We start from the raw sequence: 17,512 nt of genomic DNA on the forward strand, positions 1-17,512 counted from the left end.
ACCGACTTTTCCGATTGGCTATAAAATGTTGCTGTGGGAGGCATACATAAGGCAAGCAATTCATAAGGTTTAATTATTAAAAAAGTTAGGGTGGGGACAATGAAGAAAAAGACAAAAAAATGGGCTGGTGTATTTTCAGTATTATTGAGTAGTTCGCTTGTGTTATCTGCTTGTGGGGGACAGGAAGATACGGCTTCTACAGAACCGGTAAAAAAGCAGGATTTAAAAGACGCTAAGATTGAATCAATCCCAGCTACAGATAAAAAGAAAAGTCCAGAGAAAGCAAATCAGCGAAAAGATACTTTTATTACAGCCATTTCTAAGCCAGGGGGAGTTTTTCTTCCGTATTTTCAAGATAATGGTTGGGATGGAAATGTAACATCTGTTATTTTTGCGTCATTAGTAACAACAGACAAACAAAGTAAACCTATTCCGGATCTTGCAGAAAAATGGGATATTTCTGCTGACCAGTTAACTTATACATTCCATTTACGTAAAAATCTAAAATTTAGTGATGGTTCGCCTTTAACGGCGGAGGACGTAGCATTTACATTAACACTACTTCATGATAAAGCGTATGAAGGTGGAATGGATATTGCTCAGTATGCTGTTAAAGGTGGAAAAGAATATAAAGAAGGAAAAGCAACTTCTATTGAAGGAATTCAAGTTGTTGATCCACAGACAATTAAAATTACAACTGAAAAAGTTAATTCACAGGCGCTAACTAATTTAGGTGGCCCAGTGCTATCAAAAGCTTATTATGGAAAAGATTATAAACAAAATACAAGTTTAGACTATTTAAAAGCATTATATGGGCAACCAATTGCAGCGGGTCCATATAAATTTGAAAAATATGTTCCAGGTCAAGAAGTACGCTTTGTTGCTAATGAAAATTATTATGCAGGTAAACCAAAAATCAAAAACTTTATTTACAAAATCACATCAGGTGATACTGGATTCCAATTATTCCAAACAGGTGAACTGGACTATAGTGGATTTAGAGCAAATCCTGAGAATATAGACCAATTAAAAGGATTAGAGTTTGCAAATATTAATCTTGAGTCATCAAGTGATATTGCTTATATCTATGTAAATAATAAGAAATCGTATTTGAAAGATAAGAAGGTACGTCAAGCACTTACTTATGGATTAGACCGTAAGAAGTATGTGGATACAGCTTTACAAGGATATGGATCTGTTGCTAACGTACCAATTGCGCCAGTTTCATGGGCATATACAGAAGAAGGTATTAATAAATATCCACACGACGTAGAAAAGGCTAAAAAATTATTGGATGAGGCTGGTTGGAAAGTAGGTTCTGACGGGGTTCGTGAAAAAGATGGTCAAAAACTAAAATTAACATACTACGCATCAAATACAGGTAAAACAAATGATATCTTTATTCCAATTGCAAAAGAAAGTTACAAAGAAATCGGTGTTGAATTAAATCCAGAGTTGATGGACTTTAATACGATGCTTTCAAAAGTAGGAAAAGGTGACTACGATTTAGCGGCAGTTTCAACACCAGGAATTAGTGATCCAAGTGAAGTTGTAAGTGATTACTTATCAACTAATCCAAAAAGTGATACGGGTTATAACAACCCGAAAGTAGATGACTTGATTGTAAAAGGTATAGGGACGACAGATATTGAAAAACGTAAAGCAATTTATAAAGAACTGTATAAAGAGTTAAGTGATGATCCACCAGTTATTTTATTAAACTATCGTAAACTACTTTATGCTCATAATGCACGTATAAAAGGAATTGATCCAGAAAAGTACGATAGCATTAGTTCCAACTTACCAGTGTTATCTATTGAACAATAAGGGTTGACCTAAATAATAGAAGGCGTTTTTTCATACAGCGATGGGATAGTAGCTGTTTTGAAAAAATGTTCTTCTATTTTTAAGTAAATAGGATTGGGGAGACAAAAGGTGAAAACATATATCGTTCGTAGGTTCCTTCAAATGATCCCTACATTGTTTGGTACATCTATTATTATTTTTTTCTTATTTGCACTTTTGCCGGGGGATTATATTGATTCAAATCCTAAGTTAACACCAGAGAGAGCTCAAGAGTTAAGGGAATTGTATGGCTTAAACAAACCAATTATTGAAAGATATTTTCAATGGTTAGTGAATGCTTTGCATGGTGATTTTGGATTTTCTCTACAGTATCAAGAACCTGTAACTTCATTACTTAATAAATTTATTTGGAATACATTTATCGTTGCTGTTGCAGCTTTATTTTTCACTTGGATTATTGCTCTTATTATTGGGGTTATTTCTGCAACAAAGCAGCACTCTTGGTTTGATAGATTGGTAACAATCGGTGTCTTTGCAGCAATGTCATTTCCATCATTCTTTATCGGATTATTTTTAATTAAATTATTAGCAGTTGATTTAAAGTTATTACCTATTGGTGGCATGATTGATATTGGAAGTAACTCAACAGGAATAGCATACATATTAGAAGTATTACGTCATATGATTCTACCTGTATTTATTTTAACGCTTCTTGGTGTAGGATCATTAACACGATATTTTAGAACTAGCATGTTGGATGTTGTTAGGCAAGATTATATTCGTACTGCTCGTGCAAAAGGTTTAAAAGAAAGAACCGTTATTTATAAACATGCATTGAAAAATGCAATTTTGCCAGCAATTACATTACTTGCTTTTGAATTACCTGGTTTATTTTCAGGAGCGATTATTATTGAACAGATTTTTAATTGGCCAGGGATTGGGAGTATTCAATTAGAAGCATTAAACTTCCGTGATTATACGGTATTAATGGCCTTTACAATGTTTCTTTCTTGTTTAACAATTATGGCTAATTTCTTAGCTGATATTGTATATGCGTTTGTTGATCCAAGAATTCGATTGAAGTAAGGGGGGAAAGATATGGAGACTATTACACCAATAATAGAGAAAAAGAAAGAACGAAAAAAGAGAAATGAATCATCACCATGGCGTCAAGCGTATAAAAAAATTAAGAAAAATAAGATGGCACTGTGTGGCTTATACGTTTTAATATTTATGTTTTTATTTAGTTTTATCGGTCCAATCTTTTCGCCGTATGCTGATGGGAAAGTACAAGTAACACAAATTAATAAACCACCCAGCCTGTCACATTGGCTTGGAACAGACCAATTGGGACGGGATATTTTAACTAGACTTATGCAAGCAGGGCGTATTTCATTAACAATTGGTTTAGCGTCGATGCTATTATCCGTTATACTAGGAGCTTTATTAGGAGCAATTGCTGGTTTTTATCGAGGGGTTGTAGATCATTTAATTATGCGTGTTGCGGATGTGTTAATGTCCATTCCGGGATTACCGCTACTTATTATAATGGGAGCAATTTTATCAGAATGGAAATTACCATCGGAATACCGTTTATATGTTGTAATGATTATTTTAAGTTTAGTAGGATGGCCAGGACTTGCCCGGCTTGTGAGAGGACAAATTTTAACATTGCGGGAGCAAGCCTTTATGCAAGCAGCAGATGTATTAGGATTAAAGGATTCTCGGAAAATTATTCATCATTTAATTCCTAACGTCTTTCCGTTGCTTATTGTTGTAGCAACTTTGGGCGTTGCAGGTTCAATTTTGAGTGAATCCGCACTAAGCTACTTAGGTCTCGGCGTCGTCCCACCTACACCATCATGGGGGAATATGATTAGCGCAGCTAACTCATTAATTGATTTCCAAAAGCGTCCGTGGTTATGGATTCCGCCTGGTTTTGCAATCTTTATAACAGTTGTATCAATTAATTTACTTGGTGATGCACTTCGTGATGCGTTAGATCCAAAGATGAGACGGTAGGTGAGAAGGTATGAGTAAAGCGGTAGTAGAGCTGAAAGACTTACAAACACACTTTCAGACAGAAGAAGGAACAGTAAAGGCTGTGAATCATGTTAGTTTTACAGTTCGAGAAGGTGAAACGGTTTGTGTTGTAGGCGAATCGGGTTGCGGGAAAAGTGTAACAGCTTTATCTATTATGGGACTTATTGCTGAATCAGGCAGTGTAGTAGGTGGAGATATCTTATATGAAGGAAAAAGTCTTTTAGGAATGAAAGAGAAAGAGCTTCGTAGTTTACGAGGAAATGATATTGCGATGATTTTCCAAGAACCGATGACATCGCTAAATCCTGTCTTCACTGTAGGTGAACAAATTGTAGAGACGTTAAGAGAGCATGAATTACTTAGCAAAAATGAAGCGTATAAGAAGGCAATTGAGTTAATTCGTAAAGTTGGTATAGCTCGTGCAGATGAAATCGTCCATTCTTATCCGCATGAACTGAGTGGTGGCATGTTACAACGTATTATGATTGCTGTTGCACTTAGTTGTAATCCGAAGTTATTAATTGCGGATGAACCGACAACGGCTCTTGATGTTACGATTCAAGCTCAAATATTAGACTTATTAAGACAAGTAAAAGAAGAATTTAAAACATCCATTTTATTAATTACACATGATTTAGGCGTTGTAGCTGAGATGGCTGATTACGTTGTCGTTATGTATGGCGGGAAAGTTATTGAAGAGGCACCAGTACTAGAAATATTCCAAAATCCGAAACACCCGTATACGAAAGGGTTGTTGAAATCAAAACCAGTGATGGGAAAACGAATAGATAAATTATATTCTATTCCAGGGCAGGTTCCTAATTTAGTTGGTTTGGATGAATTTTGCTACTTTAGCGGTCGTTGTGAGCATTGTATGGAAATATGTAAAGAAGAAGCGCCAAATCTGAATGTACATGATGAGAATCATAAAGTAGCTTGCTGGTTATATGAGGAGCGTGCGGGACAATGAGTGAACCATTATTAGAAGTAAAAAACTTAAAAACATATTTCCCAATTAAAGGCGGCATATTTAGTAGAACGATTGGACATGTGAAAGCAGTTGATGGAGTAAGTTTTACTATTAATAAAGGCGAAGTGTTCGGTCTCGTTGGTGAATCAGGAAGCGGAAAAACGACGATAGGAAAAACAATTTTACGTCTCGTTCAAAAAACGGAGGGAGAAGTGAAGTTTAAAGGACACAATGTTCATTCTCTATCAAAAGAGGAATTGAGAAAACATCGTCCTAATATGCAGCTTGTGTTTCAAGATCCATTTAGCTCATTAAATCCGAGAATGAGGATTGGAGAAGCACTTGGCGAGCCGATGTTGGCTCACGGACTAGCGACGAAAGAAAATGTTCGTGAAAAAGTGACAGAAGTATTAGAGTTATGTGGCTTAGCCCCATATCATATTGACCGGTATCCTCATGAGTTTTCTGGTGGACAACGTCAGCGTATCGTTATCGCAAGAGCTATGGTATTAAATCCGGAATTTATAGTAGCTGACGAACCTGTGGCAGCACTAGATGTATCTATTCAAGCACAGATCATTAATTTATTTAGTGAGTTACAGGAGAAAAAGGGACTATCTTATTTGTTCATTTCTCATGATTTAAGCGTAGTAGAGCACTTATGTACGAAAATTGGAATTATGTATTTAGGAACGATTGTGGAAACAGCGCCGCGTGATGAGTTATTTACGAACCCACTGCATCCGTATACAAAAGCATTGTTATCAGCTGTGCCAATACCAGATCCAACAGTGAAGCGAGAGCGGATTATACTAGAGGGTGATATTCCAAGTCCAGCAAATCCACCTTCGGGTTGTCGCTTTCATACACGTTGCCCGTTTGCAACAGATATTTGTAAACAAACGGTACCAGAATTCCGTAATGTTGGTGAAGAGCATTTTGTTGCTTGTCATCATGTATAAAAGAAAAGGACCCTTTCAAATTGAAAGAGTCCTTTTTTTATTTACTAGATGAAGTTTGTTTCAATACAAATTTCTCGATTGCGTGAGCAACACCATGCTCATTATTTGTTAATGTTACGACATCACATAGTTTTTTTACATCTTCTTCAGCATTTCCCATTGCAACTGATAAGCCAGCTACTTGTAACATTGGCACATCATTAAAGTTGTCCCCGATCGCAATAGTATCTTCAATTGGTATATTGAAATAAGCAGCCATTTCTTGTAGACCGTTCCCTTTATGACCGTGCTTATCCATAATTTCTACATTAGTAGGAGCTGATGCTGTAACTGAAATATCAGTGTCTTCTTGTAACATGCTTAATAGCTGTGCACGATGCGCTGCATTAAATGTCAAAATGAAGAATTTAGATATTTCTAATTCTGGATTATTTACAACATCTTCGATTTTTTGGAAATCAGTAATTAAGTTTGATTTCTTTTGTTTTTCTGTAATTCTTTCAAGTTCTTCAAGTGTAACATCTAGTGCATGCTTGTTTTCTTCGAACGCTTGCATGACTTGATCTTGCCATGTATATGGAGAATAAACTCCTTTATTCGTATATAGCTTATAAGGAAAACCTTCAGATTCTAGTAATTTTGCAAGCTTGTATACTTTATCGTTTTGTAAACAACGCGAGTTAATTACTTTTCCATCCACATAAACAATTGCCCCATTGCTCGCTCCAACTGGAAGAGATAGTTTATATTCTTCCAATAATTTTAAAGCATCCTCTTTTGCACGACCAGAACAAATCATGACTATATGACCATCCTCTTTTGCAGTTTGGATAGCTTGTAAGTTCTCCTTGGAGATTTCAAGATTAGATGATAGTAGCGTACCATCCATATCTAATGCGATTAATTTCAAAATGACCACCTCTTTGCTTTTATTATACATAGTTATATAGAGGAAACATATAAACTTATCTTGGAAAGATCGTATTTTATCTTGCGTGAACCGTCAGTAAAAAGTTGATAGGCGCCATCTTATTACTTTGAATATGCACTTTAATTTGTAACAAAAATAGAGGTAGGTATGAGGGTGTTTCGTTATATGACTGTAATATTACAATAACATTACAAACGTCAACTTAGTAGAAAGTGCATTAAAACAGGGTTTTTAAGGGTGTTTATAAAAAACGTAAAAAAAGTGTAATAAAATTTACGTAATTATATTGCAACGTAACAATAGTTATGTTACATTAATGTTACAAACGTTACGTTAATAACTTTAATGTAACGCTAACATAAAAACTATGAAATAAACATTTCTTAGAAATTACATATAGATAACTTATTAAAAAGGAGGATACATAAAATGAAAGAGCAAGTATTACAAGTAACAAAAGGTGACTTCGTAGGATCAGCAAGTGGAGCAGTAGTATTAACAGCATTAATCGTATTTCTATCAAGCGTATTAGTATAATAGAAGTTTTGTAATAAAAGAAAAAGAGAGGAGAATGCAAAATGAAAGAGCAAGTATTACAAGTAACAAAAGGTGACTTCGTAGGATCAGCAAGTGGAGCAGTAGTATTAACGGCATTAATCGTATTTCTATCAAGCGTATTAGTATAATAGAAGTTTTCTAATAAAAGAAAAAGAGAGGAGAATGCAAAATGAAAGAGCAAGTATTACAAGTAACAAAAGGTGACTTCGTAGGATCAGCAAGTGGGGCGGTAGTATTAACGGCATTAATCGTATTTCTATCAAGCGTATTAGTATAATAGAAGTTTTGTAACAAAAGAAAATAGAAGGGAGAATGAAAGATATGAAAGAGCAAGTATTACAAGTAACAAAAGGTGATTTCGTAGGATCAGCAAGTGGAGCAGTAGTATTAACGGCATTAATCGTATTTCTATCAAGTGTATTAGTATAATAGAAGTTTTAAATCATACAAAATGAAAGGAGAATGAGGAATATGAACAGTGAACAAGTGTTACAAGTAACAAAAACAGATTTATTAGGATCATTAGGTGGAGCGGTAGTATTAACATCATTTATTTTATTCCTTGCAAATGTATTAGTATGAGACATATAAATACAATCATTCAAAAAAAATAAAGACTCTAGCATATTAGTAAGTAGTTAATATGTTGGGGTCTTTTTTGTTTTCCTCTCCTATATACCTTCAAGTATGAATATTCCCTCCGTCATGTAAAGAGAAAAAAGTCGAATTTTATATGTAAGAAAAAAAGAGGGATTTGACAGAAAAGATAGAAAATTTTAAAGGTCAGAATTTGTTAGCTTGCTAACTAATTTCTATTAATTGATGTTGGAAGCGTTTTCGGTTGGTTTTAAGTATGAACCATTTAATCTATTTACAGGGGGATGAGGATTTTATGAAACAAAAATCTATGGATACGCTAGCTGCACAAATGGAGGACTTTTTTCCGGTACGTGATGTAGATCATTTGGAATTTTACGTAGGAAATGCAAAGCAATCAAGTTATTACCTCGCGAGAGCATTCGGGTTCAAAATTGTGGCTTACTCTGGATTAGAAACTGGTAACCGTGAAAAGGTATCTTATGTTCTTGTGCAAAAAAATATGCGTTTTGTTGTGTCTGGAGCTTTAAGTAGCGATAATCGTATCGCAGAATTTGTAAAGACACATGGTGATGGTGTAAAAGATGTTGCTTTACTTGTTGACGATGTTGACAAAGCATATTCGGAAGCTGTAAAACGTGGTGCCGTTGCAATTGCTCCACCTGTGGAATTAACAGACGAGAACGGTACACTGAAAAAAGCAGTTATTGGTACGTATGGTGATACAATTCACACGCTTGTAGAGCGTAAAAATTATAAAGGAACATTTATGCCAGGATTCCAACAAGTGGAGTTTAATATTCCATTTGAAGAGTCAGGTTTAATTGCTGTAGATCACGTAGTTGGTAATGTTGAGAAAATGGAAGAATGGGTTAGCTATTATGAGAATGTTATGGGCTTTAAACAAATGATTCATTTTGATGATGACGATATTAGTACAGAGTATTCAGCATTAATGTCGAAAGTTATGACAAATGGAAGTCGTATTAAGTTCCCTATTAACGAGCCAGCAGATGGAAAGAGAAAATCGCAAATTCAAGAATATCTAGAATTCTATAATGGAGCAGGTGTACAACATCTTGCTTTATTAACAAGCGATATCGTTAAAACAGTGGAAGCACTTCGTGAAAATGGCGTGGAGTTTTTAGATACACCTGATACTTATTATGATGAGTTAAGTGCGCGAGTTGGGAAAATTGATGAAGAAATTGATAGGTTAAAAGAATTAAAGATTTTAGTAGATCGCGATGAGGAAGGATACTTACTACAAATCTTTACGAAACCAATTGTAGATCGTCCAACTTTATTTATTGAAATTATTCAACGTAAAGGTTCTCGCGGATTTGGAGAAGGGAACTTTAAAGCATTATTTGAATCAATTGAAAGAGAACAGGAACGTCGCGGAAACTTATAAGATTTGTATCCACCAGCAAAAGTCTCTTTGCTGGTGGAAATTTCATTTTCATAGGGAGGAATCATGATGAAATTTGTTACATTTCGTCTTCCTTCGAAAGAAATGCGAGCTGGATGGCTTGAAGGTGACAAAGTAATTGATATGAATCTTGCTAGTGATGGAAAATTACCTTCTTCTATGTTCGCCTTTTTAGAGAAAGCGGATGAGTATGTAGAAGTATTGCGTAATATGGAGAATCCGGAAAAGGGTATATATTCCTTAGAGGAAGTGCAATTAGCGGCGGCAATTCCTAATCCGAGTAGTATTCGGGATTTTTACGCGTTTGAACAGCATGTAAAAACGGCCCGCGGCCGGAGAGGGCTAGAGGTTGTACCTGAATGGTACGATATCCCGGTTTTTTATTTTACGAACCATCGTGCTGTAATTGGTCCAGATGATTTTGTAATTGGTCCGAAGAAATCTAAAAAGCTTGATTATGAGTTAGAGATCGCTTGCGTAATTGGGAAAGAAGGAAGAAATATTTCTCGTGAGCAAGCAGAGGAATACATTTTTGGTTATTGTATTATGAACGACTGGAGTGCAAGGGACTTACAAGCAACAGAAATGAAGGTAGGACTTGGTCCAGCAAAAGGAAAAGATTTTGCAACTTCATTAGGAGCGCACCTTGTTACGAAAGAGGAATTGGATGTTTATCGTAACGGTGACCGTTATGAGTTAGAGATGACTGCTCATGTAAATGGAAAGCTATTATCAAAGGGGAACTTCCAAGATATTTACTATACATTTGCTGAAATGATTGAACGTGCTTCGGAAGACGTTACGTTATATCCAGGCGATGTGATTGGTTCTGGGACAGTAGGAACAGGTTGTGTTTTAGAACTGGGTACGGAAGAGTGGCTGCAAGATGGGGATGTTGTAGAACTTACGATTACTGGTTTAGGTACGTTACGTAATACGGTCAAAAAAGAAATGGAAGCAGGTGATGGGCATGTTTTATCGTCACATGGGGGAGCTACCTCATAAACGACATGTACAATTCCGTAAAAAAGATGGGTCGCTTTATCGCGAACAGGTAATGGGAACAAAAGGTTTTTCTGGTACGCAATCTATTTTGTACCATCATTATATGCCAACGGAAGTAGGTCATGCGGCATTATCTCATTCTTGTCAGTTGCAGTATGAAGAAGATGTAGCTCTTGCTCATCGTCATTTTCGCACGAAAGAAAATAAAAAAACTGGCGATGCAGTAAGCGGAAGGAATTTTATGCTTGGGAATGAGGATTTATTAATTGGAGTAGTGGCTCCAACAGAAAAAATGGACTATTTCTACCGTAATGGTGATGGTGATGAAATGTTATTTGTTCATTACGGAACAGGGAAAATTGAAACGATGTTTGGAACGATTCACTATCGAAAAGGTGATTATGTAACAATCCCAATTGGAACGATTTATCGTGTTATTCCAGATGAGGGAGAGACTAAGTTTCTTGTTGTAGAGGCAAATAGTCAAATCACAACGCCGCGTCGTTATCGGAATGAATATGGACAATTGTTAGAGCATAGTCCGTTTTGTGAGAGAGATATTCGTGGTCCTGAAAAATTAGAGACGTATGATCAAAAAGGTGAGTTTGTCGTAATGACAAAGTCGCGAGGCTATATGCATAAACATGTTTTAGGGCACCATCCGTTAGATGTTGTTGGTTGGGATGGCTATTTATATCCGTGGGTCTTTAATGTAGAGGACTTTGAACCAATCACAGGTCGTATTCATCAGCCACCTCCAGTACATCAAACGTTCGAAGGTCACAATTTCGTTATTTGTTCTTTCGTACCACGTTTATACGACTATCATCCAGAATCTATTCCGGCACCATATTATCATAGTAACGTGAATAGTGATGAAGTACTGTACTATGTAGAAGGAAACTTTATGAGCCGGAAAGGTGTGGAAGAAGGTTCTATTACACTTCATCCGAGCGGAATTCCTCATGGGCCGCATCCTGGGAAAACAGAGGGAAGTATAGGGAAGAAAGAAACACTTGAACTAGCTGTTATGATAGACACGTTCCGTCCGCTTCGTATTGTAAAGCAAGCACATGAAACAGAAGATGAAAAATATATGTATAGCTGGATTGAAGAAGGTTCACATACTGTGAAATAGGTAAAAAGAGGCATGCTCAATAAGTGAGCATGCCTCTTTTGTGGAATCGACATGTATAATAATACCAAAAAAAAATACGGAAAGATATATAGAAACAACGATAAGGATATTGTATGTTCCGAAAGATTTCTACTTATTTCGACAAAAGTATTGACTGGGGAAAGTGCAATGAGTAAAATAAAAAAGCGAATTAAAAATTTTCAGAAAATTTAAAACTTGGAGGAGCATGCTATGAAGCAAATTTTTCAAAAGAAGCCTATTGCAAAGCTAATGCAAGAGAGTAAGCAAAAGACGTTAGCAAGAACATTGGGTGCATTGGATTTAACTATGCTTGGAATCGGGGCAATTGTTGGAACAGGTATTTTTGTTCTAACGGGCGTGGTAGCAGCAAAACATTCTGGACCAGCTATTATATTATCATTTGCGATAGCCGCGTTAGCCTGTGCCTTTGCTGCATTTTGTTATGCTGAATTCGCTTCTTCAGTTCCTGTCTCAGGCAGTGTGTATACGTACACATATGCGACGATGGGAGAGGTATTCGCATTTTTAATTGGATGGGACTTAATGCTTGAGTATTTACTCGCTACATCTGCTGTAGCAAACGGTTGGTCCGCTTATTTTCAATCTTTATTAAAGGGATTTGGGATCCATATTCCTACCATTCTCTCCTCGGCCCCTGGTACAGGAAAGGGTGGAATAATTGATTTGCCTGCGGTTCTAATTATTTTAGTAATGACAGTTCTTTTATCTAGAGGTGTTCGTGAAAGTGCACGAATAAATAACATTATGGTGTTTATTAAATTAGCGGTTGTTCTCATATTTATCTTTGCTGGTTTTAATTATGTAAAACCTGAAAATTGGACACCTTTTATGCCGTTTGGCTTAGATGGTGTAATGGCTGGAGCTGCTACAGTGTTTTTTGCATTCATAGGGTTTGATGCAGTTTCAACGGCAGCAGAAGAAGTGAAACGTCCACAACGTGATTTACCAATTGGCATTATTGCATCTTTATTAATTTGTACGGTTCTTTATATTGTTGTTTCACTTATTTTGACAGGAATTGTTCCATACGGACAGTTAAATATATCAGATCCAGTTGCTTTTGCACTTCAATTTATTGGACAAGATAGTTTAGCGGGAGTAATTTCAGTAGGAGCAATTACAGGAATCACAACAGTAATGTTAGTTATGATGTATGGGCAAGTACGTGTTTCGTATGCAATGAGCAGAGATGGATTATTGCCGAAGCGCCTTGCTAAAGTCCATCCAAAATTTAAAACACCATTTTTAAATACATGGACAACAGGAATTATTGCAGCACTTATTTCAGGATTAATAGATTTAAATGTGTTAGCGCATCTTGTAAATATGGGGACTTTATCAGCCTTTGCACTTGTAGCTGTTGCTGTTATTGTAATGAGAAGAACTCATCCGGATTTACCAAGAGCATTTAAGGCACCGCTTGTACCATTTTTACCAGCATTAACGGTGATTTTTTGTTTATATTTAATGCTTCAGTTATCCGGAACTGCTTGGATTAGTTTTGGGGTATGGATGGTTATCGGTATTGCGGTTTACTTCTTATATAGCCGAAAACATAGTGCTTTAAATAATAGTAAAGACGAAGAAGATGCAGCGAATTTATAAGTTGAAAAATCCATTCTAATTCTGTTAGGATGGATTTTTTGTTCTGAAAATTTACATTTTTCTGATTGCGTATATAATATAATTGTTGGGGAACTGAGGGGGGAATGTATGAAAAATACGTGGCGTGAGTTAAGGGAGATGGACCGAAACATATGGATTCGGTTTATTGGCGAAACGTTAAATGGAATTGCAATGATGATGTTGATGCCTTTTTTTGCCCTATATTTAAAAGATAAGGTGGATTCGTTATTGGAAGTAGGGGTTATTATGGCACTTTCTCCGATTGCCGCAAGTTTCGGTTCTCTTCTTGGTGGGAGGATTGCTGATATATATGGAAGAAAGCCAATAATGATTTTTTCAATGGTGAGTAATGCTTTGTTCATGCTAGGTTTTTTATTTATAGAAGGATTTATTCCTTATGCTATTTTATCTATTTTTTTAGGGCTCAGTAATTCATTATTCCATCCCGCTGCATCAGCAATGGTTGCGGATGTAACAGCACCTGAAAAAAGAACAGAAGCATATGGTTTATTACGAATGGGGCACAATATAGGTGCTGCAATTGGCCCGATAATGGGTGCTTCAGTAGTTATGTTGTCGAAGAACCTTGTGTTTATTATTGCCTCGTCTACGATGTTATTTTATGCATTACTTGTATTCATTCTTATTCAAGAGACAATGCCAAAGAGTGCGACTAAAGAAGAGAATAAAGAAAAGGAATCAGAGGCGGTTTGGAAAATTGTAATGAGAGATAAGGCACTAATGATTTATTTGTTAGCAGGTATCATTATTTCGATGGGATTTTCTCAAACAGAGGGCATGTTGCCGCTGCACTTTGATAATGAAATGAAAGGCATTTTTGGAACTAACAATCCATATCCATATTTAATGGCTTTAAATGGACTATTAGTTGTGTTGTTCCAATTTCAAATTTCAAAATGGGCCACAGATAAACCTGTCGGAAAGACGATGTTATATGGTGCATGTTTGTTCGGTGTTGGTTTGTTCTTTATAGGATGGTTACCGAAGTGGTTTGGAGAATTTGATGCAAATGCTACGATTATTTTAATAACGTTGCTGTTCGTTTATGCCATATATACGTTAGGTGAGATGATTATGTCGCCTGTACAGATGACGTTTGTAGCGAATTTGGCCCCTGAGCACTTGAGAGGGACTTATATGGGAGCTGCCAGTTTGCAGTGGATTACAGGAGGCGCATTCGGTCCACTTCTTGGCGGTTTTTTATTGGATCGATTACTTGGCCACTTTCTATTTACAATTTTAGCTGTAGGATGTGTAGTTGCAGGTATTGTATATGTTTCTTTAGATCGTCTCGTTGAGCAAAGGCAAAAAGGCACACTGACGAAACAATCTTCTTAATGAGTAGATGACATACACAAAAAGGGGATTTCTACATATTTTAGGTACATAACTAGATTGGATTACAATTTTATCCCGCTATTTGTGGGCAGTAAGACTTCCACCTCAAAATTCGGCGGGAGATAACTGTCCGATTGGTGCGGGCTGATAATTAGTGGGGATGGCCCCTCGTTAATTAAAGTTTCGCTGTATTTTAGAATTTAATTTTGTATATTTATGAAGAAAGTTAAGTAGAAAAAGTATAGAAAACCAATAAGTGGTGTCATTTAATTATTTGTGGAAGTTACATTTTATTTCAAATAGGAACTACCTATTTTTATAAAAAGTGCTAAAATAGAAAAATGAAAACAATTGGTTAGGGTGATTTCAGTGACAAAAATTAAATTAGGTTTATTATATGGTGGAAAATCAGCTGAGCATCAAGTTTCGCTACAAACGGCTCTTGCTGCTATTAAAGCATTAAATCAAGATAAATTCGAGATTCATCCAATTTATATTACAGAACAAGGTCAATGGGTGCGCGGTGAGCGTATTGAAGGTGAAGTAACAGATGTTGAAGTTCTAAAAATGAGCGGCGCAGAAAATGCGATTTCTCCGTTATCATTAAGCACAGAAATCATTCCATCTGTAGCTTCTGAGGAAAACGCTATCGACGTTATTTTCCCATTATTACATGGACCAAATGGTGAAGATGGAACGGTTCAAGGATTATTAGAATTAATGAACATTCCTTATGTAGGAAATGGTGTTCTAGCATCTGCTGCTGGTATGGATAAAGTTGTTATGAAAAACATCTTCGCAGAAGCTGGATTGAAACAAGCGAAGTATGCATCGTTTATTCGTAGTGCATGGGAAAAAGATCGTGAAACAGCATATGAAAAAGTAGAAGAAGTTTTAGGATATCCTTGCTTCGTAAAACCAGCAAACCTTGGTTCAAGTGTTGGTATTAATAAGTGTAAAAATCGTGAAGAGCTTGAGAATGCATTTGAAGAGGCGTTCCAATTTGACCGCAAAATTATTGTAGAAGAAAATATTGTTGGACGTGAAGTAGAAGTTGGTGTATTAGGTAATGTTGAACCGAAATGTTCAGTTGTAGGTGAAATCGTACCGAAAAAGGACTTCTATGATTATAAGTCGAAATATATCGATGGTGATACAGCATTAATTATTCCGGCTGAAATGACAGAAGAAGAGTCTAATGTCATTAAGCGAGATGCGATTATTGCATTCCAATCTTTAGATAGTGCTGGCTTAACAAGAGCTGATTTCTTCTTAACGAAAGACGGAGAAGTATATATTAACGAAGTGAATACGATGCCAGGATTTACGCCGTTTAGTATGTTCCCTCTACTATGGCAACATACTGGATTACCGTATCCGGAATTAATTGAAGAGCTAATTCGTTTAGCGATTGAGCGTCACGAAGAAAAACAAAAAATTAAATATACAATCTAACAAAAAAGGAGGAAGCACTATTCGCAGGAATAGTGCTTCCTCTATGTAAGGAGTGTTCTCATGATAAATCGAACGTTAAAACAAGTAGAACAGATGGTAAATGGTACGGGATTAGCAGAGCAATATGAGGGAATTACTATACAAGGAGTCTCTATTGATACGAGAAAAATTGAAAATGGAAACTTATATGTTCCGATTCAAGGTGAACGTTTCGATGGACATGCTTTTGTAGATAAAGCCGTTGAAAATGGAGCTGTGGCGACATTATGGATGAAAGATGTAGCAAATCCACCTGAGAATCTTCCCGTTATTTTTGTGGAAGACACGTTATCAGCATTACAAATGTTAGCGAAAAACTATCGCAATCAATTGGATGTGAAAGTTATTGGTGTGACAGGGAGTAACGGTAAAACATCTACAAAAGATATTGTAACAAGTCTTCTTGCGACTAAATTCAAAGTTCAAAAAACAGAAGGAAACTTTAATAACCATATTGGGTTACCTCTTACTATTTTAAACTTAGAAGAAGATACAGAAGTAGCTGTATTAGAGATGGGTATGTCCAGTCGAGGGGAAATTGAATTCTTATCTAAGTTAGCACGTCCAAATGCAGCTATCATTACGAACATCGGTGAGGCACATTTAATGGACTTAGGCTCTCGTGAAGCAATTGCTGAAGCGAAATTAGAAATTGTGACAGGATTACAAGAAGGTGGAGTATTCGTATATAACGGAGATGAGCCATTATTAACAAATCGTGTTCCTGAAATGAATTTAATAGCTGAAACAGTTACGTTTGGTGATGCTAGAGCAAATGATTACTATCCAACGACTGTAACATTACAGGCAACTGGGACACATTTTAAAATGAATAGAGAAGAAAATATTTCATTCTACTTACCAGTATTAGGAAAACACAATGTGTACAATACGCTTGCTTCAATGGCAATTGCGAAATATTTTGGTGTAACGTGGGAAGAGATGAAAGAAGGTTTAGTAACACTTCAAATGACAGGCATGCGTATGGAAATTGTAAAAACAAATAGTGGTTTAACAATTATCAATGATGCTTATAATGCAAGTCCAACGGCTATGGAAGCAGCGTTCCACCTAATGAATGGTTTAGATGGATTTGCTAAAAAAATTGTTGTACTTGGTGATATGCTAGAACTTGGTGATCAAGAAGTACAATTCCATTATGAGGTAGGTAAATTAATCGATCCAGCAAAAATCTCATATGTGTTCACATATGGTAAATTAGGGGCTCAAATTGCTGAAGGAGCGAAAATTAATTTCCCTATTGAGCGTGTAAAAGCGTATGATAATAAAGAGGAGCTAGTAAAAGAGTTACAAGCAGTAGTTGATGTGAAAGATGTTGTATTAATAAAAGCATCTCGCGGCATGAAATTGGAAGAAGTAATTACGATGTTGAAATAATTGGTGTATATAAATAGGGATGATAGATGCGAAAATAGAAGAAACTTATAATAAGCGCTTACAGTAAATATAAAAAAATAAAAGTGAAGAAAAAAACTCTGAATATGAAAATAAGGTAACAGTTGGGTTTGCTTTTTGCACATACAAAACT

Annotated in this window: 18 protein-coding genes; 17 read left to right on the forward strand and 1 reads right to left on the reverse strand. The window is 36.1% G+C overall.

The features are described 5' to 3' along the window. Positions 1–99 precede the first annotated feature (99 nt). From AC1DMU_RS26490 to AC1DMU_RS26510, 5 genes are all read left to right on the forward strand, one after another. Positions 100–1,827, forward strand: a complete 1,728-nt coding sequence (locus tag AC1DMU_RS26490) for an ABC transporter substrate-binding protein (protein WP_048542902.1) — start codon at positions 100–102, stop codon at positions 1,825–1,827. Positions 1,828–1,935: 108 nt separating this feature from the next. Further along, entirely contained in the window at positions 1,936–2,892 is a 957-nt protein-coding gene (locus AC1DMU_RS26495) for an ABC transporter permease (RefSeq protein WP_000860732.1), read from the forward strand. Positions 2,893–2,904: 12 nt separating this feature from the next. After that, a complete protein-coding gene (opp4C, locus tag AC1DMU_RS26500) occupies positions 2,905–3,828 on the forward strand; it encodes an oligopeptide ABC transporter permease (RefSeq protein WP_000447957.1) in 924 nt (307 codons plus the stop codon). A gap of 10 nt (positions 3,829–3,838) precedes the next feature. After that, positions 3,839–4,819 carry an ABC transporter ATP-binding protein gene (locus AC1DMU_RS26505; RefSeq protein ID WP_000030797.1) on the forward strand — a complete coding sequence of 327 codons (981 nt, stop codon included), beginning with the start codon at positions 3,839–3,841 and terminating at the stop codon, positions 4,817–4,819. Next, a complete protein-coding gene (locus tag AC1DMU_RS26510) occupies positions 4,816–5,781 on the forward strand; it encodes an ABC transporter ATP-binding protein (protein WP_088061733.1) in 966 nt (321 codons plus the stop codon). Before AC1DMU_RS26505 ends, AC1DMU_RS26510 begins: the two co-directional genes overlap by 4 nt. A gap of 37 nt (positions 5,782–5,818) precedes the next feature. Here the strand turns inward: AC1DMU_RS26510 and AC1DMU_RS26515 are convergent, their stop codons facing one another. Further along, positions 5,819–6,691, reverse strand: a complete 873-nt coding sequence (locus tag AC1DMU_RS26515; protein WP_088061735.1) for a Cof-type HAD-IIB family hydrolase — start codon at positions 6,689–6,691, stop codon at positions 5,819–5,821. A 450-nt stretch (positions 6,692–7,141) separates the two neighbouring features. Here AC1DMU_RS26515 and AC1DMU_RS26520 point away from each other — a divergent pair, with 450 nt between their 5' ends. From AC1DMU_RS26520 to murF, 12 genes are all read left to right on the forward strand, one after another. After that, positions 7,142–7,249: a DUF3948 family protein gene (locus AC1DMU_RS26520; protein ID WP_000664237.1), complete on the forward strand. Its 108-nt coding sequence runs from the start codon at positions 7,142–7,144 to the stop codon at positions 7,247–7,249. A gap of 41 nt (positions 7,250–7,290) precedes the next feature. Further along, complete coding sequence (locus tag AC1DMU_RS26525; RefSeq protein ID WP_000664237.1) at positions 7,291–7,398, forward strand: DUF3948 family protein; 108 nt, start codon at positions 7,291–7,293, stop codon at positions 7,396–7,398. Between the two features lie 41 nt (positions 7,399–7,439). Continuing rightward, positions 7,440–7,547, forward strand: coding sequence for a DUF3948 family protein (locus tag AC1DMU_RS26530; RefSeq protein WP_000664237.1), 108 nt, complete (start codon positions 7,440–7,442; stop codon positions 7,545–7,547). A 35-nt stretch (positions 7,548–7,582) separates the two neighbouring features. Further along, the gene (locus tag AC1DMU_RS26535; RefSeq protein ID WP_000654250.1) at positions 7,583–7,699 is read left to right on the forward strand and encodes a DUF3948 family protein; all 117 of its coding nucleotides are present in this window, start codon (positions 7,583–7,585) and stop codon (positions 7,697–7,699) included. A gap of 42 nt (positions 7,700–7,741) precedes the next feature. Next, positions 7,742–7,852, forward strand: coding sequence for a DUF3948 family protein (locus tag AC1DMU_RS26540; RefSeq protein ID WP_001083700.1), 111 nt, complete (start codon positions 7,742–7,744; stop codon positions 7,850–7,852). Positions 7,853–8,162: 310 nt separating this feature from the next. Beyond that, a complete protein-coding gene (gene hppD, locus AC1DMU_RS26545) occupies positions 8,163–9,281 on the forward strand; it encodes a 4-hydroxyphenylpyruvate dioxygenase (RefSeq protein ID WP_000810916.1) in 1,119 nt (372 codons plus the stop codon). Positions 9,282–9,347: 66 nt separating this feature from the next. Continuing rightward, on the forward strand, positions 9,348–10,304 hold the full coding sequence (locus AC1DMU_RS26550) for a fumarylacetoacetate hydrolase family protein (protein ID WP_000674024.1): 957 nt from the start codon (positions 9,348–9,350) through the stop codon (positions 10,302–10,304). Continuing rightward, positions 10,270–11,442 (forward strand): homogentisate 1,2-dioxygenase, encoded by a 1,173-nt coding sequence (locus AC1DMU_RS26555; RefSeq protein ID WP_048542891.1) that lies wholly within the window; start codon positions 10,270–10,272, stop codon positions 11,440–11,442. The genes AC1DMU_RS26550 and AC1DMU_RS26555 overlap by 35 nt, the downstream gene beginning before the upstream one ends. Positions 11,443–11,673: 231 nt before the next feature. Beyond that, positions 11,674–13,089: an amino acid permease gene (locus AC1DMU_RS26560; protein WP_000809356.1), complete on the forward strand. Its 1,416-nt coding sequence runs from the start codon at positions 11,674–11,676 to the stop codon at positions 13,087–13,089. Positions 13,090–13,197: 108 nt separating this feature from the next. Further along, a complete protein-coding gene (locus AC1DMU_RS26565; RefSeq protein WP_048542888.1) occupies positions 13,198–14,469 on the forward strand; it encodes an MDR family MFS transporter in 1,272 nt (423 codons plus the stop codon). Positions 14,470–14,838: 369 nt separating this feature from the next. Next, complete coding sequence (locus tag AC1DMU_RS26570) at positions 14,839–15,924, forward strand: D-alanine--D-alanine ligase (protein ID WP_088061737.1); 1,086 nt, start codon at positions 14,839–14,841, stop codon at positions 15,922–15,924. Between the two features lie 60 nt (positions 15,925–15,984). Next, complete coding sequence (gene murF / locus AC1DMU_RS26575; RefSeq protein ID WP_088061739.1) at positions 15,985–17,361, forward strand: UDP-N-acetylmuramoyl-tripeptide--D-alanyl-D-alanine ligase; 1,377 nt, start codon at positions 15,985–15,987, stop codon at positions 17,359–17,361. The last annotated feature ends 151 nt before the right edge of the window (positions 17,362–17,512 follow it).

Source organism: Bacillus sp. 01N45 (genome assembly GCF_056399205.1).

Coding starts and splice junctions, on each gene's coding strand:
- AC1DMU_RS26530 (WP_000664237.1), top strand. CDS start 7,440: ATGAAAGAGCAAGTATTACAAGTAACAAAAGGTGACTTCGTAGGATCA.
- murF (WP_088061739.1), top strand. CDS start 15,985: ATGATAAATCGAACGTTAAAACAAGTAGAACAGATGGTAAATGGTACG.
- AC1DMU_RS26520 (WP_000664237.1), top strand. CDS start 7,142: ATGAAAGAGCAAGTATTACAAGTAACAAAAGGTGACTTCGTAGGATCA.
- opp4C (WP_000447957.1), top strand. CDS start 2,905: ATGGAGACTATTACACCAATAATAGAGAAAAAGAAAGAACGAAAAAAG.
- hppD (WP_000810916.1), top strand. CDS start 8,163: ATGAAACAAAAATCTATGGATACGCTAGCTGCACAAATGGAGGACTTT.
- AC1DMU_RS26550 (WP_000674024.1), top strand. CDS start 9,348: ATGAAATTTGTTACATTTCGTCTTCCTTCGAAAGAAATGCGAGCTGGA.
- AC1DMU_RS26505 (WP_000030797.1), top strand. CDS start 3,839: ATGAGTAAAGCGGTAGTAGAGCTGAAAGACTTACAAACACACTTTCAG.
- AC1DMU_RS26560 (WP_000809356.1), top strand. CDS start 11,674: ATGAAGCAAATTTTTCAAAAGAAGCCTATTGCAAAGCTAATGCAAGAG.
- AC1DMU_RS26535 (WP_000654250.1), top strand. CDS start 7,583: ATGAAAGATATGAAAGAGCAAGTATTACAAGTAACAAAAGGTGATTTC.
- AC1DMU_RS26540 (WP_001083700.1), top strand. CDS start 7,742: ATGAACAGTGAACAAGTGTTACAAGTAACAAAAACAGATTTATTAGGA.
- AC1DMU_RS26565 (WP_048542888.1), top strand. CDS start 13,198: ATGAAAAATACGTGGCGTGAGTTAAGGGAGATGGACCGAAACATATGG.
- AC1DMU_RS26510 (WP_088061733.1), top strand. CDS start 4,816: ATGAGTGAACCATTATTAGAAGTAAAAAACTTAAAAACATATTTCCCA.
- AC1DMU_RS26490 (WP_048542902.1), top strand. CDS start 100: ATGAAGAAAAAGACAAAAAAATGGGCTGGTGTATTTTCAGTATTATTG.
- AC1DMU_RS26525 (WP_000664237.1), top strand. CDS start 7,291: ATGAAAGAGCAAGTATTACAAGTAACAAAAGGTGACTTCGTAGGATCA.
- AC1DMU_RS26555 (WP_048542891.1), top strand. CDS start 10,270: ATGTTTTATCGTCACATGGGGGAGCTACCTCATAAACGACATGTACAA.